At 65.1% G+C, this 23,210-nt stretch carries 24 protein-coding genes; 14 read left to right on the top strand and 10 right to left on the bottom strand.

Annotation, left to right across the window (positions count from 1 at the left end):
* From JG747_RS10660 to JG747_RS10595, 14 genes are all read left to right on the top strand, one after another.
* A complete protein-coding gene (locus tag JG747_RS10660) occupies positions 1–621 on the top strand; it encodes a hypothetical protein (protein WP_019860962.1) in 621 nt (206 codons plus the stop codon).
* Positions 618–1,988, top strand: coding sequence for a MotB family protein (locus JG747_RS10655; protein ID WP_202361738.1), 1,371 nt, complete (start codon positions 618–620; stop codon positions 1,986–1,988). The genes JG747_RS10660 and JG747_RS10655 overlap by 4 nt, the downstream gene beginning before the upstream one ends.
* Positions 1,985–3,358, top strand: a complete 1,374-nt coding sequence (locus JG747_RS10650) for a chemotaxis protein MotC (protein ID WP_202361737.1) — start codon at positions 1,985–1,987, stop codon at positions 3,356–3,358. Before JG747_RS10655 ends, JG747_RS10650 begins: the two co-directional genes overlap by 4 nt.
* Complete coding sequence (fliK, locus tag JG747_RS10645; protein ID WP_202361736.1) at positions 3,355–4,734, top strand: flagellar hook-length control protein FliK; 1,380 nt, start codon at positions 3,355–3,357, stop codon at positions 4,732–4,734. Before JG747_RS10650 ends, fliK begins: the two co-directional genes overlap by 4 nt.
* On the top strand, positions 4,664–5,251 hold the full coding sequence (locus JG747_RS10640) for a transglycosylase SLT domain-containing protein (protein WP_202361735.1): 588 nt from the start codon (positions 4,664–4,666) through the stop codon (positions 5,249–5,251). The genes fliK and JG747_RS10640 overlap by 71 nt, the downstream gene beginning before the upstream one ends.
* A 223-nt stretch (positions 5,252–5,474) precedes the next feature.
* Complete coding sequence (locus JG747_RS10635) at positions 5,475–6,143, top strand: response regulator transcription factor (protein ID WP_202361734.1); 669 nt, start codon at positions 5,475–5,477, stop codon at positions 6,141–6,143.
* Positions 6,144–6,222: 79 nt separating this feature from the next.
* Entirely contained in the window at positions 6,223–7,479 is a 1,257-nt protein-coding gene (locus tag JG747_RS10630) for a flagellar hook protein FlgE (protein WP_019860969.1), read from the top strand.
* A gap of 27 nt (positions 7,480–7,506) precedes the next feature.
* Complete coding sequence (flgK, locus tag JG747_RS10625; protein WP_019860971.1) at positions 7,507–8,961, top strand: flagellar hook-associated protein FlgK; 1,455 nt, start codon at positions 7,507–7,509, stop codon at positions 8,959–8,961.
* 3 nt (positions 8,962–8,964) lie between these two features.
* On the top strand, positions 8,965–10,008 hold the full coding sequence (locus tag JG747_RS10620) for a flagellar hook-associated family protein (protein WP_019860972.1): 1,044 nt from the start codon (positions 8,965–8,967) through the stop codon (positions 10,006–10,008).
* Positions 10,009–10,037: 29 nt separating this feature from the next.
* A complete protein-coding gene (gene flaF / locus JG747_RS10615) occupies positions 10,038–10,385 on the top strand; it encodes a flagellar biosynthesis regulator FlaF (RefSeq protein ID WP_019860973.1) in 348 nt (115 codons plus the stop codon).
* Complete coding sequence (gene flbT / locus JG747_RS10610; protein ID WP_038649334.1) at positions 10,382–10,825, top strand: flagellar biosynthesis repressor FlbT; 444 nt, start codon at positions 10,382–10,384, stop codon at positions 10,823–10,825. The genes flaF and flbT overlap by 4 nt, the downstream gene beginning before the upstream one ends.
* Positions 10,825–11,232, top strand: a complete 408-nt coding sequence (flgD, locus tag JG747_RS10605; RefSeq protein ID WP_019860975.1) for a flagellar hook assembly protein FlgD — start codon at positions 10,825–10,827, stop codon at positions 11,230–11,232. The genes flbT and flgD overlap by 1 nt, the downstream gene beginning before the upstream one ends.
* 13 nt (positions 11,233–11,245) lie before the next feature.
* On the top strand, positions 11,246–11,512 hold the full coding sequence (gene fliQ, locus JG747_RS10600) for a flagellar biosynthesis protein FliQ (RefSeq protein WP_010911298.1): 267 nt from the start codon (positions 11,246–11,248) through the stop codon (positions 11,510–11,512).
* Between the two features lie 265 nt (positions 11,513–11,777).
* Positions 11,778–13,421: an MFS transporter gene (locus JG747_RS10595; RefSeq protein ID WP_202361733.1), complete on the top strand. Its 1,644-nt coding sequence runs from the start codon at positions 11,778–11,780 to the stop codon at positions 13,419–13,421.
* A 24-nt stretch (positions 13,422–13,445) separates the two neighbouring features.
* Here JG747_RS10595 and JG747_RS10590 read toward each other — a convergent pair whose 3' ends face one another.
* The 10 genes from JG747_RS10590 to JG747_RS10545 all read right to left on the bottom strand — a co-directional run bounded on the left by JG747_RS10590 (position 13,446) and on the right by JG747_RS10545 (position 23,160).
* Entirely contained in the window at positions 13,446–13,814 is a 369-nt protein-coding gene (locus JG747_RS10590; RefSeq protein ID WP_019860978.1) for a cupin domain-containing protein, read from the bottom strand.
* A gap of 3 nt (positions 13,815–13,817) precedes the next feature.
* Complete coding sequence (locus tag JG747_RS10585; protein ID WP_202361732.1) at positions 13,818–15,203, bottom strand: NAD(P)/FAD-dependent oxidoreductase; 1,386 nt, start codon at positions 15,201–15,203, stop codon at positions 13,818–13,820.
* Between the two features lie 24 nt (positions 15,204–15,227).
* Complete coding sequence (locus JG747_RS10580; protein ID WP_019860981.1) at positions 15,228–16,343, bottom strand: ABC transporter ATP-binding protein; 1,116 nt, start codon at positions 16,341–16,343, stop codon at positions 15,228–15,230.
* On the bottom strand, positions 16,340–17,137 hold the full coding sequence (locus JG747_RS10575) for an ABC transporter permease (protein ID WP_038649340.1): 798 nt from the start codon (positions 17,135–17,137) through the stop codon (positions 16,340–16,342). Before JG747_RS10575 ends, JG747_RS10580 begins: the two co-directional genes overlap by 4 nt.
* On the bottom strand, positions 17,137–18,003 hold the full coding sequence (locus JG747_RS10570) for an ABC transporter permease (RefSeq protein ID WP_038649343.1): 867 nt from the start codon (positions 18,001–18,003) through the stop codon (positions 17,137–17,139). The genes JG747_RS10575 and JG747_RS10570 overlap by 1 nt, the downstream gene beginning before the upstream one ends.
* Before the next feature lie 22 nt (positions 18,004–18,025).
* Positions 18,026–19,102 (bottom strand): extracellular solute-binding protein, encoded by a 1,077-nt coding sequence (locus JG747_RS10565; RefSeq protein WP_202361731.1) that lies wholly within the window; start codon positions 19,100–19,102, stop codon positions 18,026–18,028.
* A 39-nt stretch (positions 19,103–19,141) separates the two neighbouring features.
* Positions 19,142–19,801 carry a helix-turn-helix domain-containing protein gene (locus tag JG747_RS10560; RefSeq protein WP_019860989.1) on the bottom strand — a complete coding sequence of 220 codons (660 nt, stop codon included), beginning with the start codon at positions 19,799–19,801 and terminating at the stop codon, positions 19,142–19,144.
* Between the two features lie 165 nt (positions 19,802–19,966).
* Positions 19,967–21,748, bottom strand: a complete 1,782-nt coding sequence (locus JG747_RS10555) for a chloride channel protein (protein WP_019860990.1) — start codon at positions 21,746–21,748, stop codon at positions 19,967–19,969.
* Positions 21,749–21,902: 154 nt separating this feature from the next.
* A complete protein-coding gene (locus tag JG747_RS10550; protein ID WP_019860991.1) occupies positions 21,903–22,415 on the bottom strand; it encodes a cupin domain-containing protein in 513 nt (170 codons plus the stop codon).
* A gap of 16 nt (positions 22,416–22,431) precedes the next feature.
* Complete coding sequence (locus JG747_RS10545) at positions 22,432–23,160, bottom strand: NAD-dependent epimerase/dehydratase family protein (RefSeq protein ID WP_019860992.1); 729 nt, start codon at positions 23,158–23,160, stop codon at positions 22,432–22,434.
* Between the last annotated feature and the right edge of the window lie 50 nt (positions 23,161–23,210).

Below are 23,210 nucleotides of genomic sequence, written 5' to 3'. Positions count from 1 at the left end.
ATGGCCTCCGCAGCCCTTTTCGATCTTCTCCCTGATTTCGGTACGCGCACGCCGCGCGTCAGCCAGCCCCAGGCCGCATCCGAGCACAGGCCGGAAGCATCCGCACCGCAGGCCGATATCGGCACGCTGATCGCCGAGGCGGTTGCCCAGGCGGAGGCAACGCTGGCGGAACGGCTTGTCGCTGCCAATGACGCGGCGCTGGAAGCGGAGCGCCAGGCGCATGCCGAGGAAGCGAGGGTTTTCCTCGAAAGCTTCGGCGGCGATATCGGCAAGGCGGTCTCGCTGCGCATCGACGCCATGGAGGCACGCGTAACGGATCTTGTCACCGCCACGGTCGCCCGCATCATCGGCGCCATTGTCAGCGACGATCTGCAGAAGCGCTCGCTTGAAGCGCTCGCCGGCGCGGTTCGCGAAGCCGTCGGCGATGGCGAAGCGGTGCGCATCGCCGTCCGCGGGCCACTGTCGCTGTTCGAAACGCTGAAGGCATCTCTTGGACCACGCGCTGCAAATCTCGACTTCGTCGAGGCGCCAGGTTTCGACCTGACCGTGACCATTGACGAGGCCGTGTTCGAGACACGCATGGCCGAATGGTCGACAACCCTTTCCGAGGTCTTGTCATGAGTGTCGCCGAGGCCGATCACGGCAGGCACGAGATCATCATCGTGCGGCGGGGTCATGACGACCACGATGAGGCCCATCATGGCGGCGTCTGGAAGATCGCCTTCGCCGACTTCATGACCGCCATGATGTGCTTCTTCCTGGTCATGTGGCTCATCAACGCCGCCAATGAACAGACCAAGGCGGCCGTCGCCAGCTACTTCAACCCGGTCAAGCTGGTCGACCGCAATTCGAGTCGCAAGGGGCTGGAGGATCTGGGCGACGGGCCAAGCGCCATTGGCTCGACGGCCGACAAACCTCAGCAGACGAAAGCCAAACCCGGCCAGGCTGGCAGCGGTGACGCGGGCTCATCCGACGCCAAGAAGGACAAGCAACAGCCGCAACAAACCGACGATCACCTCTTCGCCGACCCCTATGCGGTGCTCTCCGAAATCGCCACCGACACCGGCGTCATGCAGAATGTCAGCCAGAAGGGCGACGGCGGCGCGCAAAGCGCCGGGCCGGCGACGGGCGCCTCGGGCGGCGCATCCTACCGCGATCCCTTCGAGCCGGACTTCTGGTCGCAGCAGGTGGCCACACCCGCCGCCGAGGCGAGCGCCCAACGCCCCAAGATCGAGGGCGATCCGCTCAAGCCAGGCGACAAGGCCGCCGAAACGCAGGTCGCCAAGGTCAAGGCCGTGCCGCCGGCGCCGCCCGTCAAGGATGCCCCGCTCGAGCCCCTGGCCGAGGATGGCAAGGACGCCGCCGCGACGATGGCCAAGGCTGGCGAAACCAAGGCCGGCGGTGCCAATGCCGGTGATGCCAAGGCGGGCGACAGCAAGGCCGTGGCTGCCGCCAAGGCGGATAGTGCAGCCGCCGTGCAAGAGACGACCGCGCCTAAAGCCGGGGAGAAGCAGCCGACCGCCGCTGCCGTGAAGGCCGCGGCCGACGTCAAGCAACAGCTGGCCGAAGCCTTCAAGCCTGGCGACAAGCTGCACGACGGCGTCTCGGTCGAAGCCACCGACAAGGGCGTCGTCATCTCGATCACCGACCAGCTCGACTTCGGCATGTTCGAAGTCGGATCGGCGGTGCCGAGCCGCGAACTGGTGCTGGCGATGGAAAAGATCGGCCGCATCGTCAACAGCCAGAAGGGCACGATCAGCATCAACGGCCACACCGATGCGCGCCCCTTCCGCAGCGCCAGCTACGACAATTGGCGGCTGTCGACGGCGCGCGCGCATTCCGCCTACTACATGCTCGTGCGCGGCGGCGTCGACGAACGTCGCATCACCGAGGTCGCCGGCTTCGCCGACCGCCAGCCGAAGGATCCGGCCGATCCCCTGTCGGCGGCCAACCGCCGCATCGAGATCCTGATGGCGACCGGCGGATGAAGCGGGCGGCCGTCACCAGCCGGCTGATGGGCCTGTTGCTGCTGGCAGCCGGATATCCGTCGGCCGGCTTTGCCCAGGACACGCTGCAGCCCTACCAGCTGGTGCGCTCGCTGCAGCTGGTCCAGGACCGCATCGCCGCCGGCGATCACGCCGCGATGCCGATGCAGGCGAAGCTGCTCGAGATGATTGATACCCGGCTGCGCGAAGCGGATGCGGAGGACTTCAAGGACCCCAAGAATTTTCGCGCGCTGCTGGTCTACGGCATGAGCGGCGGCAATCCCGTGACCGTCGAGGCGGCGGTTTCTCGTGCCAAGGCCGTCGATGCCCAAGACCTCTCAATCGCCAAGGGCGTCATAAACTATCTGGTTGGCCGACCCACCGGTGCGATCGAAGTCCTGAGGCCAATCGATCCTATGACGCTGCCCAGCGACCTCGGCGCTTTTCTTGCCTTGGTCAAGGGATCGCTAATGGCGACGGATGACCCGGTGATGGCGCTCACGCTGCTCGATGAGGCCAAGCTGCTCAGCCCCGGCACACTGGTCGAGGAAGCGGCCCTGCGGCGTTCGGTCGGCATCGCCGTTACCAGAGGCGACGCAGCACGGTTCGCACGTGCCTCCACCCAATATGTCGAGCGCTATCTCTATTCGCCCTATGCCAGCCAGTTCGCCGATTCCTTCGTCTCCGGCGTCATTACCCTGCACATGTCGATCAGCCAGGACAAGCTCGCCGACATCACCTCGATGATGGATCCCGAGCGCGAGAAGGTGATCTATCTGCGTATCGCCCGCCGCGCCGCGATCGACGGCCTCAGCGAATTGTCGGCCTTTGCCTCCGCGCGGGCCGAGCAGGGCCGCGACGGCAACACCAATCAGGGCGATCCGCGCGCCGAGCTTTACTCGAGCCTGTCCACTGTGACTTCCGGTACGATCGAGGATGTGCGCACCAAGCTCGGCAAGATCGACCGCAGCAAGCTATCGGACGGTGACCGTGCCCTGCTCGACGCCGCACAGGCGATCGCCGGTGAGGTGGTGGCGCCGCCTGCTTCCCTTCCGGCGGCAACTCCGGCGTCTGCACCCCTTGCACCGCAGCCCAAATCCGAGGTCGCCGCCACACAGGCCACCGACGCGGCCGGATTGCCGCCCGTCGAGGGTGCCGTCTCCGAACAGCCCGCCGCCTCGCCATCCGGCGGGACGGTGGCCGCCGCACCGAGCGCGCCGGCGCCTTCAGCCGATTCGGCGACGGTCCTGCCGGCATCGGCGCCGGCAGCTTCTGCCGGTCCCGACACGACCGATCCGACCGACGCCGCCATGATGAAAACCCGTCGACAGCTCGACCTGATCGACCAGATGCTTGGAGCCGCCCCGAAATGACCCCCAGTCTCGGCCCGGCCCTGCCAGGATTTACCGCCGCGCGCACGGCGGAGCAGCCGGCCGCCCCCGGCAAGAAGGATGATGCTGGTTTCGGCAAGATGGTGCATGGCAGCGCGGGCCAGGCGGAAAAGCAGCCGACGACCGAGGGACGCGCGCGCGACCCGCGCTGGAGCAAGCTTGCCGCCGGCCTTGCGGCACAGGCAGGCGAGGACGAGGCAATGCCGGCCGGCAGGGCGAGGACCACGCCCACCGGATCGACGGCAGCGAAATCCGTGAAGGACGCCAAGGGCGTCGAGGCGGACAAGGACGCCGATACCGAAACGCCAGCGACCGAAGCCAGCGCAATGCCGCTCGACGATCATCTGCCTTTGCTGATGGCATTTCATGACCTGCGCCATTTCTCGACATCGGCCAAGTCAGCCGACGCAAGCGAGGCCGGACAGGAACCGGCGCTCGACGGGCAGCTCCTGTCAAAAGCCTATCGGGCGACATCCGCCGCCGGGCACGACGACCTCGAACCGATGCCGAAGCCCGAGCAGGTCTCACTCGTGGACGGGCCGTTGAAGAAGCTCGACGGCCAATCCGGCCGCGACGCGAGCGCCGGCACTGGCGCGCCACGGCGTGACAATGCAATGGCCGCCGGCCCGCTGCCCGAGACCACAACCGCCGATGTGCCGGGCGTCGAACAGAAGCAGGCGGCGCCGCAGCTGAAGTCCATCGCCGACGTCCAGTCCTCGTTGCGGTCGGAGCCAGGAAAACAGCTCTCGGCCCAGGCGCGCGTCGACGTGGTTTCCGAGCGCAGCTTCCCTGCTCCGCCGCAGGCGTCGATGAGCCAGGCAGCACTCAACGTAATCAACGCCGTAGCGGCCGATGTTGGTCCGCAGCATGCGTTTTCGACCGCCGCCGCGACCACCCAGATGGCCGGCTCTGTTGCCGTTCCGACACATGTGTTGAAGATCGAACTTCACCCGGCCGAACTGGGCATGGTCACCGCCCATCTTCGCCTCTCGGGAGAACAACTCTCGATTGAATTGAAGCCCGAAACACACGACGCCTACCGCCGGCTTTCCAGCGACAGCGAGGCAATCGTCAAGTCGCTGCGCGGGCTGGGCTTCGAGGTTGATAAGGTCACCATCATGCAACCTTCGGTGGCAGTTGCGGCTACGACCCGGACGGATGCAACCGCCCCGCTCACGGCCGCGCCTGGCCGCGACCAATCCGCCTTTCAGCCCGGAAACTCCAGTGGCGGCAACGGTGGAGCCGGCGGCCAGCAACAGGGCCAGCAGTCCGCAAGGGGTAATCATGATGACGCGCAAGCCCACGGCCGCGCCGCTTCGCCATCTCGCGAGCGCGCTGGCGGCGATATCTTTATCTAGCCTCGCCAACGCCGCCCTCGCCGCTACCAATCCCTGCGAGCCCGAGATCCTGCGCGCCGCTGATCGCTATGGCGTGCCCGCTGGCATCCTCTATGCCGTCGGCTTGACCGAGACGGGCAAGAAAGTCAGCCTTCAGCCTAACGCATTGAATATAGAAGGAAAAGCGATCTTCCCCAGGAGCCGGGCCGAAGCGCTTGCCACCTTCGCCAATGCCCAGCGCGAGGGCAAGACACTGATCGATCTCGGCTGCATGCAGATCAACCACCACTATCATTCCTCGCACTTCCGCAGCGTCGAGGACATGCTCGACCCGCGCCAGAACGTCGACTATGCGGCGCGTTTCCTGGCCAGTCTCCATGCCCGCCACGAGACCTGGTCGATGGCCGTCGCCCGCTACCATGCCGGCCCCGACAACGACCCGGCGCAGAAGGTCTATGTCTGCAGGGTGATCGCCAATATGGTCGCCACCGGTTTCGGCAAATGGACAACCAACGCCCGCACCTTCTGCAACCCTTAAGCGTATCTTCTGCCCCTAATACGCCCGTAGCACTGCTCAGGGCTTGCCGTTTTAACTTACCCAGAACTTCCCCCCGCAAGCATATCTGGTTGCACGCTAATGCAACCGGCACGATTCCAGACTCCCAAGAAACTAGTTACAAGAAATGACGGTTGTTCAGGATTCCCGCCAACGGTTAGGCCTTTCCCCACGGGGCAAATGTGCTGATTCGGAGGCGGGGCCGATGATCGTGATCGTTGACGAGCGAGAGCTCGTAACTGAGGGATACAATTCACTTTTTGATCGCGAGGGCGTCGCCTGCGCGGGCTTCGCGCCCGGCGAATTCGGCGAGTGGGTCAACTCGGCCGCCGACACCGACCTGCGATCGGTGCGCGCCTTCCTGATCGGCGACTGCCGCGACGGCGCCATCTCTCCGCGCCAGATCCGCGACCGCACCGACGCTCCGGTCATTGCGCTCAGCGAGCAGCATTCCCTGGAAAACACGCTGCGGTTGTTCGAGAGCGGCGTCGACGACGTCATCCGCAAGCCCGTCCACATCAGAGAGATCCTGGCCCGCATCACCGCCATCCGCCGGCGCGCCCATGAGGATGTCGCCTACACCGAGATCGGCGCCATGCGCATCTTCATGGACGGCCGCGACCCGGAGATCGACGGCCAGCCGCTGCCCCTGCCGCGCCGCGAACGCCGCATCCTCGAATATCTGGCGAGCAACCGCGGCCGCCGCGTCACCAAGACCCAGGTCTTCAACGCCATCTACGGCATCTTCGACGAAGAGGTCGAGGAGAACGTGGTGGAAAGCCACATCAGCAAATTGCGCAAGAAGCTGCGCGAGAAGCTGGGCACCGACCCGATCGATTCCAAACGCTTCCTCGGCTACCGGCTCGTCTTCTGATGCCGCGCCGCGCCAGCCTCGCGCAAGACAGGACGCGTAGCCTCGCCACCAGTGGCATGGATATTGCGGAGACATCTCGATGAGCCTCTACGGAATGATGCGGACCGGCGTTTCCGGCATGAACGCCCAGGCCAACCGCCTGTCGACAACCGCCGACAACATCGCGAATTCCGACACCACCGGCTACAAGCGGTCCTCGGCCGAATTCTCGACCCTGATCATGCCGTCGACGGGCGGCGCCTATAATTCCGGCGGCGTCACCACGACGATCCGGCAGGCGGTGAGCGATCCGGGCGTGCTGCAGTACACGACCTCTGTCTCCGACCTTGCCGTCAGCGGCGATGGTTTCTTCGTCGTCCAGGATCCGAGCGGCACGCCTTTCCTGACCCGCGCCGGCGCCTTCGTCCCCGACGCACAGGGCAGGCTGGTCAACGCGGCCGGCTTCCAGCTGATGGCTTACAGCTACGCCAATGGCACCCCGGCGGCGACGGTGAACGGCTTCGAAGGCCTGGAGCCGGTCGTCATCTCCGACCAGGGCCTAACCGCGACACCAAGCACCCAGGGTACTTACAGCGGCAATCTGCCAGCGGGTGCGACGCCGGTCGTCGCCGCCAACCTGCCCGGCGCCAACGCCGCCACGGCGCAGTACACCTCGAAATCGTCGATGGTCGCCTATGACAACCTCGGCAACAAAAAACTGCTCGACGTCTATTTCACCAATACCGGTGCCGGCACTTGGCAGGTGGCGGTTTTCGATCAGTCGAAGGCGACGCCAGGAACATCGTTCCCCTACACCGGCGGCGCCCTCGGCACGGCCAACCTGACCTTCGACACCACGACCGGCAAGCTCACCGGCGCGACCACCGGCGTTTCATTCACCGTGCCGGGTGGCGCGAGCCTCAATCTCGACCTGTCGAAGCTGACGCAGCTCGGCACAGGCTTCACGGTCTCCGACGCCCAGGTCAATGGCAACGCGCCCAGCACCATCGACAAGGTCCAGATCAGCAAGGACGGCACCATCTACGCCCAGTACAAGGACGGTTCCACCAAGCCGCTCTACAAGATCCCTCTGGCCGACGTGCAAAGCCCGGACCAGCTCAAGGCCCTGCCCGGCAATGTCTATGCGCAAGGCACCGATTCCGGCGCGATCCGTGTCGGCTTCGCCAATGAGGGCAAGGCCGGTTCAATCATCTCCGGCGCGCTCGAGAATTCAAACGTCGATATCGCCGAGGAATTGACTGACATGATCGCGGCGCAGCGCAGCTACACCGCCAATTCGAAAGTCTTCCAGACCGGTTCCGACCTGATGGACGTCCTTGTCAACCTGAAGAGATAAACCGGGCGTGGCCCGTGAAAGACCAGCATGTCGTTATCTTCCGCATTGAGCATCGCCCAATCGGCGCTTATGAGTACCGCGCGTCAGACCAGCGTTGTCACGCGCAACGTCTCGGACGCCTCCAATCCGGATTATGCGCGCCGCATCGCCGTCGTCACCAGTACGGCGCCCGGCGCGCGTTCGGTTGATATCCAGCGCGTCGCCAACGACCTGCTCTTCCGGCAGAATCTCGGTGCCTTGTCGGCTTATAGCGGCCAGAACGCGCTCTACAGCGGCATGGATCAGCTGGACGTTTCGGTCAACGGCGTCGACAATGCCTCCTCGCCCTCGACGGCCATCGCCAATCTGCAGCAGGCGCTGCAGCTCTACGCCACCTCGCCGTCCAACCAGAATCTCGGCTCCAGCGTCATCGACACGGCCAAGCAGGTCGTGCGCTCCCTGAATGAAGGCTCCAAGGCCATTCAGGATTTCCGCACCCAGACCGACGGCCAGATCGACACGGCGGTCAAGGACCTCAACTCGCTGCTCGGCCAGTTCCAGGACGCCAACCAGGCGGTCATATCCGGAACCCGTTCCGGCACCGATGTTTCCGATGCGCTCGACCAGCGCGACGCGCTGCTGAAGAAGATCGCGGACTATGTTCCGATATCGACCTTCACGCGCGGCGACAACGACATGGTCATCACCACGGGTGACGGCACCACGCTGTTCGAGACGATACCGCGCACGGTGAGCTTCACGCCGGCGGCCGGCTATGCCGCCGGTGCCCCCGGCAACACCATCTATATCGACAATGTGCCGGTCTCGGCGGGAAGCGGCGGCAACACCACCGCCAGCGGCAAGCTTGCCGGCCTGCTGCAGCTGCGCGACGGCGTCGCCTCGACCATGCAGGGCCAGCTCGACGAGACCGCGCGCGGCCTGATCACGGCCTTTGCCGAGACCGCGCCCTCGATGCCCAACGCCGCCGGCCTGTTCACCTGGTCCGGCGCGCCGGCGGTGCCGGCTGCGGGCACGCTGGTCAATGGCCTGGCCGGCACGATCAGCATCAATGCGGCGATGGATCCGAGCGCCGGCGGCAATCCGACATTGCTGCGCGACGGCGGCGCCAACGGTGCGGCCTATGTCGCCAACACCAGCGGCGGCGCTTCCTATTCCAGCCTTCTGATTGCCTATGGCGACCGGCTCGACCAGCCGATGACGTTCGACCCCGCCGCCGGCATTTCGGCAACATCAAGCGTTTCCGACTACGCCGCCAATTCGATCGGCTGGCTGCAGGGCATGCGCCAGCAGGCTTCGACCGCCGCCGACGCGAAGGAAGCGCTGGCACAGCGCAGCTCCGAGGCGCTATCCAATGCGACCGGCGTCAATGTCGACCAGGAAATGTCGCTGATGCTCGACCTCGAACATACCTATCAGGCATCGGCCCGGATGATGAAGACCGTCGACGACATGATGACGGCCCTGTTGAACGCGGTGGGATAACCCATGACTTCAGTCTCTTCGGCCGCCCTCACCAACGCCATGCGCTATCAACAGATGCGCATGCAGGCCGACCTCGTCAAAGCCACGAAAGAATCCTCGACCGGCAGGGTCGCCGATGTCGGCCTGGCATTGGGCGGACGCACCGCCCAGTCCGTCACCTTTTCACGCGACCTCGACCGGCTGAACGTGATCGTCGATTCCAACGGGCTGGTCACCGCAAGGCTTGCGTCGACGCAGACGTCGCTCGGCCAGCTCTCCGGCGTGGCGCAGACCTTCCTGTCCGCCCTGACCACCGCATCATCGGGCGACAACTCCAACAGCCTGACGCAGTCGACCGGCCAGACGACCCTCCAGCAGCTGACCTCGATCCTCAACACCAGCGTCAACGGCGAATATCTGTTTGCCGGCACCAACACCGACGTCAAGCCGATCAACGATTTCACGGCCGCCGGCTCACCGGCCAAGGCCGCCTTCGACGCCTCCTTCGTCGCCAAATTCGGCTTCACGCCCAACGATCCGGCAGCGGCCAACATCACCGCCGCCCAGATGGACGATTTCATCACCAACGACGTTGCGCCGCAGTTCCTCGGCGCCGGCTGGCAGACCAATATGTCAAACGCCACCGACCAGCAGATCGTCAGCCGCATCGCGCTCAACGAAACCACCGAGACCTCGACCAGCGCCAACAGTGACGGCATCAGGAAGCTCGCCATGGCCGCGGCAATGGTCTCCAGCCTGATGTCCAGCAACATCAGCCGGGCGGCGAAGGACAGCATCGTCACCCACTCGCAGACACTGGTCGGCGAGGCGCTGAGCGGCATCGCCCAGGTCCAGTCGGAGACCGGTATCGTGCAGAAGCGCGTCTCCGATGCCAGCGACCGCATGAAGACGCAGATCGATCTGTTCGAACGCCATATCCTTGATCTCGAAGCCGTCGACCCGGCCACGGCCGCCACCAGAGTCGCGGATCTGACACAGCATATCGAGACGTCCTTCGCCCTGACAGCGCGTCTGCAGCAGCTCAGCCTGTTGAATTACCTGACCTGACAACTTCCAGCGGAACGGTAGAGCCGACGATGTATCAATTCTCCTACGCCGACGTCCAAAGCACCTCCGTCTCGGACGCCAAGGACCGTGAGCGCGAACTCCTGACTCGCTCGATCGACATGCTGTCGGCGGCCGCCACGGCCGGCCAGGATTCGATGGAGGCGATCGAGGCGCTGAATTTCACCAACCGCGTCTGGACAATCTTCGTCGAGGATCTTGGCTCCAGCGACAATGCGCTTCCCAAGGAATTGCGTGCCAACCTGATTTCCATCGGCCTTTGGCTGCTGCGCGAGGCGGAGGACATCCGCCAGGGCCGCACAAACAATTTCGAAGGGCTGATCGAAGTGTCCCAGATCATCCGCGACGGCATTCAATGACCAACACGCTGAAGATATCGCTGAAGCCCAACGAGAAGATCTATATCAACGGCGCGGTCATCCGCGTCGACCGTAAGGTCACCATTGAACTGATGAACGACGTGCAGTTCCTGCTCGAAGGTCATGTGATTCAGGCCGACCAGGCGTCGACGCCGCTCAGGCAGCTTTACTTCATCGTGCAGGTCATGCTGATCAACCCGGCCGGCGCTGATGACGCCCGCGAAATGTTCCGCCGCTCGCTGCCGTTGCTCATCGCAAGTTTCGAGGACGCCGATATCTGCAGCGCACTGAAGCAGATCGACCGTATGGTCGGCGAGGATCATATTTACGAGGCATTGAAGGCGATCCGTTCGCTCTATCCTCTCGAACGCCGCGCGCTTGGCGGCAATGACGATGTTCCGGGCGAACCGCGCCCGCTGGCCGTGGGAGCACGCTACTGATGACCGTGGACATGACGACGACGATACCGGTTGGCGCCAATTCGACCACCACGTCGACCTCGAAGACGGCGGTCGACTACCAGTCCTTCCTGAAGCTTCTGATTGCCGAGATGAAGAACCAGGATCCGACCAAGCCGATGGACTCGACGCAGTACGTCGCCCAGCTCGCTACCTTCTCGCAGGTCGAGCAATCGGTGCAGACCAACACCAAGCTCGACCAGATCATGCAGTCCTCCGCGCTGTCGCAGGCCGATGCGATCATCGGCCGCTCGATCACGTCGGCCGACGGCAAGACCACCGGAACAGTGGCTTCGGTGACGCTCGCCAGCAGCGGACTGATCGCGGTGCTGCAGGATGGCACCAAGGTCCCCGTCGGCCCGGGCGTGTCGATCAAGCCGGCAAGCTAGGCCAACCGCCCGCATGAACGAGGCCGACGCCCTCGACATCGTCCAGTACGCTGTGTGGACGGTGCTGACCGCGTCCGCTCCGGTGGTGCTGGTCGCCATGGCGGTCGGCATCGGCATCGCCCTCATCCAGGCGCTGACGCAGATCCAGGAAATCACCCTGACTTTTGTGCCGAAGATCGTCGCCATCATGCTGGTGGTGGCGCTCACAGGCCCGTTCATTGGCGGCCAGATATCGGCCTTCACCAACGTCATCTTCCAGCGCATCCAGAACGGGTTCTGAAGAAGTCGCGGAAAAGCACATTCCGCTTCAGAACATGAAGGCGCGAAAGAACGGCTCCAGCTATCGGCCGATTTCATCGCGGCATGCAAGGCATGCTGCGCGCGGATGAACCCGGCCCCTCACAGCAAAGCTGGCCCTCCTCTATCCCCTTGTTGGACCATGATCTTCCGCGCATGACGTTCGCCCTTTGCGGCGCAATGCCATAGTTTCGGCAAACGATGCGGAGAAACCGCAAGGATCAGCACGCTCTGGCAGGAACCCATCCATGATTGACGAGAAACCGGACAGCGAAGGCGTTTCGGCGCTGGCGCCGTTTCGGCATGGCATTTTCCGCGCCGTCTGGTCGGCAAGTCTCGTTTCCAATTTCGGTGGCCTGATCCAGGGCGTCGGCGCCGCCTGGATGATGACCACGATCGCCACTTCGCCCTATCAGGTCGCCCTGGTCCAGGCCTCGACGACCTTGCCGATCATGTTGTTCGCGCTTGTCGCCGGCGCCATCGCCGACAGCTTCGACCGGCGCAAGGTGATGCTGGTGGCGCAGACCTTCATGCTGGTCGTTTCGGTGCTTCTGACGGTGTTCACCTATTACAATTTGCTCACGCCCTGGACGCTGCTTGCCTTCACTTTCCTGATCGACAGCGGCACGGCGCTCAACAGCCCGTCCTGGCAGGCGTCCGTCGGCGACATGGTACCCCGCAACAAGGTGCCCGCGGCCGTCGCGCTGAACTCCATGGGCTTCAACCTGACACGCAGCGTCGGCCCGGCGATCGGCGGCATCATCGTCGCGGCCGCCGGCGCCGCGGCCGCCTTCGCGGCGAACGCGGTGAGCTATATCGGCCTCATCATCGTGATGGCCCGCTGGAAGCCGGATGTGCCGGTGTCGAACTTGCCGCGCGAGTCGCTGGGCGCTGCCATGGGTGCCGGCCTGCGCTATGTCGCCATGTCCCCCAACATCGGCAAGGTGCTGGTCAGGGGCGCAGCCTTCGGCTTCTCCGCCGGCGCCGTCCTGGCACTCTTGCCGCTGGTGGCACGCGACGTCGTCAAGGGCGATGCCTTGACCTACGGCATTATGCTGGGCGCCTTCGGCATCGGCGCCGTCGGCGGCGCGCTGATCAGCGTGCGGCTGCGGCAGCTGCTCTCCAGCGAGACGATGGTGCGCTGTGCCTTCGCCGGCTTCGCCGTCTGCGCCTTCAATGCCGCGCTCAGCCATCACGCCTGGCAGACGTCGCTCGGCCTGCTGGTCGGCGGTGCCTGCTGGGTGATCGCGCTCTCGCACTTCAACGTCACCGTGCAGATGGCGACGCCGCGCTGGGTGGTCGGCCGGGTGCTGTCGGTCTACCAGACCGCGACCTTCGGTGGCATCGCGCTGGGCAGCTGGATCTGGGGCGTCGTCGCCGATGCGCATGGCGCCGAGACGGCGCTGATCGCCGCCGCCATCGCCATGCTGGCCGGCGGCGCCATCGGTCTTGTCCTGCCGCTGCCGCAGCAGCAGGTGCTGAACCTCGACCCGCTCAACCGCTTCAAGGAGCCGCATCTGGCGCTCGACCTGAAGCCGCGCAGCGGCCCCATCGCCATTATGATCGAATACATCATCCGCCACGAGGACGAGGCGGAATTCCTCGCCACCATGGCCGAACGCGGCCGCATCCGCCGCCGCGACGGCGCCCGCAACTGGACACTGGCGCGCGATCTCGAAAATCCCTCGATATGGATCGAGCACTACCACACGCCGACCTGGCTCGAATATGTGCGCCACAATGGCCGCATCACCCATGCCGACGCCATGGTCGGCGAGCGCTTGCGGGCGCTGCACAGCGGCGACGAGCCGCCGCGCGTGCGTCGCGTCATCGAGCGTCCGACCACCGCCGGCACAGCACTGGTGATGGCCAAGGGGCCGATCGAGCACTGACCCCGCCTAGCTGATATCAGCCGATCAGCCGGCCGACTGGATCATGTAGAGCTTGCGCGTGGTCTCGCGGATGCGCCATTCGCCCTTCCATCCCCGCGGCAGCACGAGAAGGTCGCCTGGCCCCAGTTCACGCGCCTCGCCGTCGGCGCGGCTCACCTCGACCCGCCCCGAAATGATATGGCATATCTCCGACGAACCCGTGCGGTCGGCGGTGAAGCGGCCGGGCGTGCATTCCCAGATGCCGATGTCGACGGTCCCGTCCGGCGATTGGAAAAGCGAGCGCACCGCCTCGACCTGGTCCCCCTCGATGGAGGTGGGCTTGGGTGAGAACGCGCCGATGTCGGCCTTGGCGAGATCGTGGAAGGTCGAAAGGTCGATCAAACTGGTCTCCATCAGTCAGTGGCCGGTAATGCCGTCGGCGAGCGCGGCCAGTTTCGACGTATGCGCAAGCCCGGCGGCCTCGCGCCCGTCGGCGATGCGATAAAGCTGGTACATCGAATGCACGCCGAGCCAGCGGAACGGCTCCGGCTCCCATGGCCTGACCTTGCGGTTGACCCAGGGCAGCTTTGTAAGCTCGGTGTCCTGGCCGAGGATCAGGTCGGCGAGCGTGCGACCCGAAAGATTGGAGCTCGAGACGCCAAGCCCGACATAGCCACCGGCCCAGCCGATGCGGGTCGCGGTATCGAGCCCGACGGTCGTGCACCAGTCGCGCGGCACGCCGAGCACGCCGCACCAGGCGTGCTCGATGCGGCAGCTCGCCGTCTGCGGCAACAGCGTCGTCAGGATCTGATGCAGCTGGTCGATCGTAGCCTGCTGCGTCTGCCCATTGACGTCGGTGCGCGAGCCGTAGCGATAGGGCACGCCGCGCCCGCCCATGGTGATGCGCCCCTCGCGCGTGCGCTGGGCATAGCAATAGGCGTGGGCGGCATTGCCGAGAAGCTCGTGACCCTCCCAGCCGATCTGGCGCCAAAGCGCCTCGGACAGCGGTTCGGTGACGATCTGCGCGCTGTTGAGCGCCAGCCAGGTCCGCTCTTCGCCGGGAATGCCCGCGGTAAAACCTTCTGTCGCGCGGATGATGGTTTCCGCCCGCACCGTGCCGCGGTTCGTCGTCACGCTGCCCTTGGCGATGGCCGTCACCGTCGTCTGTTCGTAGATCGCCACGCCCAGGCGCTCGACGACGGCGGCAAGTCCACGCACCAGCTTGGCCGGCTGCACCCGCGCCTGGCCGTGGACGACGAAGCCGCCCATGACATTGCGGATGTTGATGCGCGCCCGCGTCGTCGCTTGATCCAGCATCTCGACGCGGCTCGGATCGATATCCCAGGCGCGGATCGTTTCGCACTCTTCGCGCGCGCGTTCTAGCTGCGCGGGATTGGTGGCCACCGTCAGGTTGTCGACGCGGCGGATATCGGCATCGATCCCTTCCGCGCTCGCCACCCGGATCACCTCGTCGACGCAGCCCGCCATGGCCGCCTGCATGGCGCTGACACCTTGCCGGGTCGAGGTCTTGAGATATTTTTCGCGCGACCAGGAGAAGCCGCCCGACAGCCAGCCGCCATTGCGGCCCGAAGCGCCGAAACCGGCAAACTCGCGCTCGATCAGCGCGATGCGCAGCGAGGGCCTCGCCTTCTTCAGATAATAGGCGGTCCACAGGCCGGTATAGCCGGCACCGACGATCGCGACATCTGCCTCGATATCACCGGGCAAGGGTGGCCGGGGCGCGGGAACCCCTCCCAGGTCCGCATACCAGAACGATATGTCGCCGTTGCGCTTGGCTTGCATGGGATGACTTTCGAATTGATTGGATCAGGTCAGCGTCGCATCGGCCGAGCTGTCGTCGGCCAGAAGCTTGGCGTCGGCACCGTCGAAGCAGAGCTCCACCTTGTCGCCGAGGCCGAAGCTGTCGCCGGTCAGCGGTGAGCGCACGATCGCCACGGAGCCGTCGGCGAGCCTGACTTCGTATTTCGATCCCGAGCCGAGATAGATGGCCTCCGCGATCGTCCCCGGCAGCCGGTTGGTGGTGCCTGCCGCGTCCTGGCCGGACCGGCGGATGGCGAGCTTTTCGGGGCGCAGCAACATGACCGGGCTGGCTTCGCCGGCGATCCGGCGCGGTGCCGTCACCGTCTCGCCGGCAATGCGCAGCGCCGTGCTCGTGCCGTCGCTTCGCGCCTCTCCGCGCAGCACCGTGGAGTCGCCGATGAAGCGGCCGACGAACAGCGTCGCCGGTTCGTCGTAGAGTTCGCGGCCGGTGCCGACCTGCTCGATGCGCCCGCGATTGAACACGGCGATGCGGTCCGACAGAACCAGCGCCTCCTCCTGGTCGTGCGTCACATAGACGAAGGTGGTGCCGAGCTCGCGGTGAATGCGCTTGATCTCGAGCTGCAGCCATTCGCGCAGCTTCTTGTCGAGCGCGCCGAGCGGCTCGTCCATGAGCAACAGCGGTGGGTCGAAGACGATGGCGCGGGCCAGCGCCACGCGCTGTTGCTGTCCGCCCGACAATTCGCTGGGATAGCGATGCGCGAAGTCGCCCATCTTGACCATGTCGAGCGCCCTTGCCACGCGCGCCTTTCGCTCTGCCTGATCGACGCCGCGCAGCGTCAGCGGATAGGCGACGTTGCGGCCGACGCTCATATGCGGGAACAGCGCGTAGTGCTGGAAGACGACACCGATGTTGCGCTTGTGCGCCGGCACGCCGACGACGTTCCTGCCGCCGACCAGCAGCTTGCCGCTCGTCAGATCGGTGAAGCCGGCCACGACATTCAGCGTCGTGGTCTTGCCGGAACCGCTCGGGCCGAGCAGCGTCATGAACTCGCCGGGCTCGATGCGCAGCGACACGCCGTCCAACGCCTTGAAGCCGCCATACGCCTTGCTGATCGATTCGAGATCGATCGCCGCGCCCTTGCTCTCCTGTCCCGGCTTCATAGGGGTCCTTTCCGCTCGCGGCCAAGAAGAAGCATGCCGCCGCCGATCAGGATCGTGGTGGCCAAAAGCAGGATCGTCCCGACGGCGGCAACCGTCGGGTCGGCGTCGCGGGTAATGGAAGAGAATATCTGCACGGGCAAGGTCTTGAGGTAGGGGTTGGTGATGAACAGCGACACGACGATCTCGTCGAAGGAGGTGGCGAAGGCAAAGAGCAGGCCGGACAGGATGCCCGGCAGGATCAGCGGCAAGGTCACCGTGCGGAACGCGGTCAGCGCTCCCGCGCCGAGGCTCGCCGCCGCCGTCTCGAGGCGCCGGTCGAACACTTCGAGGCTGGCGGAGACCGCGATCAGCACGAAGGGAAGCGCAAGGATGGTGTGGGCGAGGACAAAGCCAGTCAGCGTTCCGACGAGATGGGCGTCGAGATAAACGGCGTAGATTCCAATGGCCAGCACAACGCCGGGGACCACCATAGGCGTCAGCATGAGCATGCGCAGGAGGTTGGCCGGCCGCGCTTTCATGCGGTCGAGGCCGAAGGCGGCAAGCGTGCCGAGCACTGTCGCCAGCGCCGCCACGATCGAGGCGACCTTCACCGAGTTCAGGAAGCTCGACATCCAGTCCGGATTGGTGAAGAAGTTCTGGTACCATTGCCAGGAGAAACCCTGCGGCGGGAAGGCGAGCGACTTGTTCTCGTTGAACGACATCGGCACGACGACCAGCGTCGGCGCGACAAGCCATATCGCCACCAGCAGGCAGACGAGGCCGAGGATGACGCGTGTGAGCGGCTTCATTTCCATCAGCGCCGCCCCGCTTCCCGGTACCTGGACCGCATCACCGGCGCCGCAAGCGCCAGGAGCACGAAGGTGGTGACCAAAAGCACCACGCCCATGGCACCGCCGCGGCCCCATTGCAAAAGGCTCAGCACCTGGGTCTGCACCAGCGTCGACAGCATGGTCGAGCGCGGGCCGCCGAGCAGTGCCGGCGTGATGTAGAAGCCCAGCGCCAGGATGAAGACGATGATCGCGCCGGCATAGACGCCCGGCAGCGACAGCGGCAGGTACACCGTAAAGAACGCGCGCGAAGGCCGGGCGCCCAGGCTTTGCGCCGCCCGCATCAGCCTGAGGTCGATGCCTTTCATCACCGAATAGAGCGGCAGGATCATGAAGGGCAACAGCACCTGCGCCATGCCGATGACCACGCCGGTCTGGGTGCGGATCAGACGGATGCCGTCGAACCCGGCCGCGCGCAGCAGCGAATTGATGACACCCGAATCCTGCAAGAGGATAACCCAGGAGAGCGTGCGAACCACCCCGCTCACCCAGAACGGGATGAGCACGCAGAGCACCAGGACGAGCCGCGCACGTGGCCCGACGGCGGTCATCAGATAGGCATAAGGATAGGCGCAGACCACGCAGACGATCGTAACCCATGCCGAGATGACAAAGGTGCGTTGGAGCACCGTGAGATTGACGGGCGCACCGAAGAACCAGAGGTAATTCTGCACGCCCCATTGCGGCTCCGAGAGGCTGCGCAACACGATGGTGAGCAGCGGATAGCCGATGACGGCTGCCAGCAGAATCAGCGCCGGCAGCGTGAGAGCGAACGGCCGCGATAGCCAACCCCGTTTCAGGACGGAAGGCGTTGTCGGTTCGAGCGCGCTCACGGGCTTTGCCTCCGCCAGCCGGTCAGTTGCCGGCCATCAGCGCCGACCACTTTTCCTGCGCCACCGCGAAGTTCGGAACCCAGAACTTGAAATTCTGCTTGTAGCCCTGCTTCTGGCGCTCCGGCGTGTTGGTCAGGAAGGCGGAGACGGAAGCGTCGACCTTGGGCTGCGCGTCGCTGTTGATCGGCGTGTAGGACGTCTGCTCCGCCAGAACCTCCTGTGCATGCTTGCCGAGATACGCATTGAGCAGCGCGTAGGATGCGTCCGTATCCTTGACGCCGACCGGGATCGTCATCTGGTCCATCACCACCAGCCAATCCTGCCAGGCCGGCGCGTATTTGGCGCCGTTCTTGACCGCGGTCATGGCGCGGCCGGTCCACATCATCAGCATGTCGGCCTCGCCGGACTCCGCCAGCTGCTGCGATTCAGCACCCGTCTTCCAGAAGATGGTATCGGGGCCGAGCTTGCGGACCACATCGATGGCCTTGTCGATATCGGCCACCGTCATCGCCTTCGGATCGCCGCCGGCGACCTTAAGCGCCTGTTCGAGCAAGCCGCCCGTCGGGCTGCCGGAGCCGTCGATCCCGCGCACGCCCGGGAACTTTGCCGTATCGAAGAAGTCTGCCCAGCTCTTGGGCGGGTTATCCTTGTACTTCTCCTTGTTGTACATCAGCACGACGCCGTAGTTCATCGCCGGCACCGAGCACTCGCCGACCTGGCCTTCCGGGATTTTCGAGACGTCGAGCTTCGTCAGATCCAGCTTCTGGAACAGCTTGCCGCAATAGACGTAAGGCGGCAGGTCGTCGGTATCCACAACATCCCAGGTGACATTGCCGGACTCGACCTGCGCCTGCAGCTTGGCGATCTCGGTCGGACCGTCATTGAGCAGCTTGACGCCGGACTTGTCGACGAAATCCTTCAGCGCGGCCGCCTGGCCGTCCTGGTAGATGCCGCCATAGGAGACGAACGTCAGGGTCTTGCCCTTCAGCGACCCCTCCTTGACCTCACCCGCAACCGGCTTCTCCTGTGCGAACGCTGCGGTTGCCAGCACGCCAAGCGCCATCACGGCGCTGAGATACAAAGCTTTCGTTTTCTGCATGATTGTCATTCTCCCATTGATGCCCGCATTGGATTGGACCTACCTGGCCGCGAGCGGTTTCCAGGCCGTGTATTGATCAAGCTCGGCGCGCACCGAGGTCGGCGGCGCGATGATCCACATCACTTCGGCTCGGCCACTGCCGATGTTCTCTGAGCGATGCGGTGTCGAAGTCGTGTATTCGATGCTGTCGCCCTCCTCGAGGACGTGACGGGCGTCGCCGAGCGAGACCTCGACGACCCCGCGCAGCACGACGAGCATCTCCTGCGCGTCGCCGTGGGTGTAACGATCGGGCCCGGTCGAGCCGCCAATGTCGAATTCCCCGACATAGACCTCCATATCGCTCAGCGGCGGACGCGACAGCAGCATCTTGCGGCAGCCGTCGCTGGGCGGCAGGCTCGGCCGCTCGCTTCGTCTCAGAACGCCATGGTTTTGCGCCGTGCTTTCCTCGAACAGCATGGCGACGCTGACGCCGAGCGCCGAGGCCATCTGGTTGAGCGAGGCGGTGCTGGCCCCTGTCAGGCCGCGTTCGAGCTGGCTGATGAAACTGGCGCTCGTCCCGGTTGCTTCCGCAAGCTCCCGCAGGGACAGCCTGCGGGCGAGGCGAAGGCTCTTGAGGCGCATGCCCAGCACTTGGTGGGCGTGCGTCGCGGCCGGTGTCTCGCCCGTTTTCGCCGAAGCCTTGTCCGACCCCTTGCTCATGCCGTCTCCTCACCGCACTTAACACTATGTACAGTACCACTGTACAACTGACAAGCCATCCATGGGCGCCAGCACGGCGCCACTAGCTGGGCCAGCCTGCAAGTCGGAGAGGTCGCATGAGTAAGCCGCGCAGCCGATTGACAAGGGGACGCGCGGGGAGAAGCCTTATCCTTCGCCCGAAAGGTCCCGGCGTGCCTTTTCGAGTTCCTCGGCATAGCGCCGCATCAGGTGGCCCTCGGTGAGCAGACCGAGCACGATGTGGTCGGTGAAATCCTCGACGACGGCCAGTTCCTCGGCGCCGGCGCGCTGGAACGTCTCGGCGGCGGTCTGCACGTTCATGCTGGGCACCAGGACGGCATCCTTGTACTGCGCGAGATCGCGCACCGGCACCTCGCCGCCGGCGGGATCGCTATGCAGTTCGGCTACGATCAGCACGCCGACATACTGGTCGCCCGGGTCGACGGCGATGACGCGCTGCGCCGAACCCAGCGGGATCTGCTTGCGGAAGTCCGCCAGCGTCGTCGCGGCATCGATGGTCTTGATGTCCTTGCGCATCATCGAGCCGACGGTCAGGCTGCGCATCCAACCGACATCGTGGGCGCTGCGGATCGTCTCGCCGCGCAGATGGAAGCGCCATGTCGAGAATGAATAGCCGAAGGTTTCGCGCACCAGGATCGCCGCCATGATCGAGGCGGCCAGCACGACCCCGGTAAGCGTCAGGTCGCGGGTCGATTCCAGCGCCAGGAAGGTCATCGTCAGCGGGCCGCCGACGACACCGACGGCAAGCGAGGTCATGCCGACGACGGCGGCAACCGAAGGGTCGATACCGGTCGCCGGGGAAACCAACGCCATCACCCCGGCGAATGCCTTGCCGAGCAGCGCGCCGAGGAACAGCGAGGCGAAGAACAGGCCGCCGCGAAAGCCGGAGCCCAGCGAGATGGCCGACGCCGCCAATTTCAGCACGAAGACGCTGGCCACCACGGTCAGCCCATAGTTCATGGCGAATTCGCGGTGCAGCGCGCCATGGCCGCTGGACAGCACCTGCGGCGTGATCAGCCCCAGCAGGCCGACGATGACACCGCCGACGACGGGGCGCAGCGAGGCATCGACCGACAGCCTGTTGAAACCGCGCTCGATCAGCGTCACCAGTTGCATGATGGCGATCGAGGCCGCGCCGCCCAGCAGCCCGAGCAGCAGGAACGGCACATATTGGCTGGCGGTCAGTTGCGGCAGCCCAGAAAGCTCCAACGGAAACGGCACGCCGCCGAACATTTCCGCGGTCAGCGAGGCGGAGATCGCGGCCGTCATGACAGGTGCGACATTGGCGACCGAGTAGATGCCGATGACCAGTTCGAAACCGTAGAAGGCGCCGGTCAGCGGCGCGTCGAACGCGGCGGCGATGGCCCCGGCCGCACCGCAGCCGACAAGGACGCGGACATCGTTGCGGCGCAGCCTGAAGATGCGCGCCAGCCGCGACGCCAGGCCGGAGCCGACCTGCGTGTAGCCGGCTTCCAGGCCGACCGAAGCGCCGAAGCCGCTGGAGATCATCGTCTGGCCGGCGATGATGAAGGTGTCGGTCAGCGACATGCGACCGCCATAGAGCGCGTTGGCCTCGATCGGATCGACCGGGGTGCGGAATTTGCGCAGCCGCAGCCATATCACCGTCAACCCAAGCAGGGCGCCGCCGATCGCCGGGATCAGAGCCTGCATGGGATTGGCGAGCGAGAACATGCCGGAAAGCCGGCCGCCGGGCTGAACGCCGAACAACAGCCCGTGTAGATCCTGCACGATCTGGCTCATCGCCGTGACCAGTATGCCCGCCATGACGCCGACGACGCCCGCCAGCATGACCACGGCGATGCCGCGCGCCTCGAGCAGCGGAATTGATCGCAGAAGCACCGCGCGCAGCCGGCGGGCATAGACTTGTGGCTGGTTTCTGGAAAGCACTCGGGCGGCTCGCCGATATCAAAGGGCAGACCTGCCTGATACGCCGGGTGGCACGGCATGACAACCACAATGGCGACATCAAAGGCGCCATTATGGCCGTGAAACCGGCTGACGAGGTCTTCCCGCTATAATCGGGAGGCAATCGGTTCTGTCGTCAGTCCGGTATGGTCAGCGCCCCGCAATCATCGTCGGCGATGAATGTCGCCAGCAATTCGGCGGGCTCGGTGGTGCTGGCATTCTCGGCGAAGAGATGGACGGTGCCAGGCGGCTCGAACCATGTCTGCCCCGCGCTGTAGGTACCGGCGGGACTCCCTTGTAGCTGTGAGCGCAACGTGCCCTTCAGGACGAAGGCGCTTACCGAGCCCGGATGCCGGTGGCGAGGCGTGAAACCGTTTGGCGGAAACGCCACGATCGCGGTGGTGATCGACTTGCCCGGCACGTTGGGCAGTCTCTCGCAGGAGATCGGCGTCACGACCGTCTTCGGCCGTGCCCGGGCGGTGTCGTCCGCATCGGCGTTTGCCATATGTATGTGCGTTTCCATGCCGTCAGGCACGACGCCTGTGAAACCCGGGCCGGCCCACTTTGCCGCAAGCGCGAACAGGACCGCTACGGCGCTGATGGCGATAAGAGATTGGCCGGTGCGCAAGCGACCTTGATTGCCGATCATATCGATGTCTCCGAATTCAGGCAGGCAAACGGAAGTCCGGGCGCCAGCCGAGTTCATCGACCGCTTTCTGCGTCGAGACCGCCGGGTTGGGTTCCGCCACGTTGAAGGCGCCCGGCGCACCCTTGTCGAGCGCGAGCAGCGCGGCATAGGCGGCGGCATCGACATGCACCGGCGATGCGCCGGCGGCCGTATCGGTTCCTGTTCCCGGCCCATAGAGCTGGCCATATCGCAGCACGACGCCGGCGAATGGCGCGTTGAGAACGGCTTTTTCCAGGGCAATGACGCCACCGACGCTGATGCCGCGATTGCCGCTCGCGCCGCCATCCAACGGGTCGGCTTCGTCATGCGGTTCCGGGCCTGGTGCATAGGCCCAGGCGATGCTTTGCGCCACCATGCGCCGGACACCGGACGCGACGGCGGCCGCGACCAGATTGCGCGTGCCTTCGTCGCGGATGCGGGCATTGCGCACGACCGCCTCGCCCATCCGGCTCGGATCCAGCCCTGGCGGCAGGTCGGTCAGTTGATGGACGACGATATCAGGCTTGGCGGCGAGCATCGCGCGCGAGAGCGCCTCGGCATCGAAGACGTCCACGACGACCGGCCCGACTCCGAGGGCGCGCAATATCGCGGCCTTGTCCGCGTTGCGCGTCGTGCCCGTCACCTGATGGCCGGCGGCCAGAAGTTGCGGGATCAGTCGCTGGCCGATGGCGCCGGAGGCGCCGGCAAGAAAGATCCGATGACCCATCGTCAGGGACTCCTTAATGTCCTAATATCAGTGCACGAACAACATATAAG

It is taken from the genome of Mesorhizobium sp. 131-3-5 (genome assembly GCF_016756575.1).
GTDB classification, from domain to species: Bacteria; Pseudomonadota; Alphaproteobacteria; order Rhizobiales; family Rhizobiaceae; genus Mesorhizobium; species Mesorhizobium jarvisii.
This window is presented reverse-complemented; position numbering and strand designations above follow the sequence as displayed.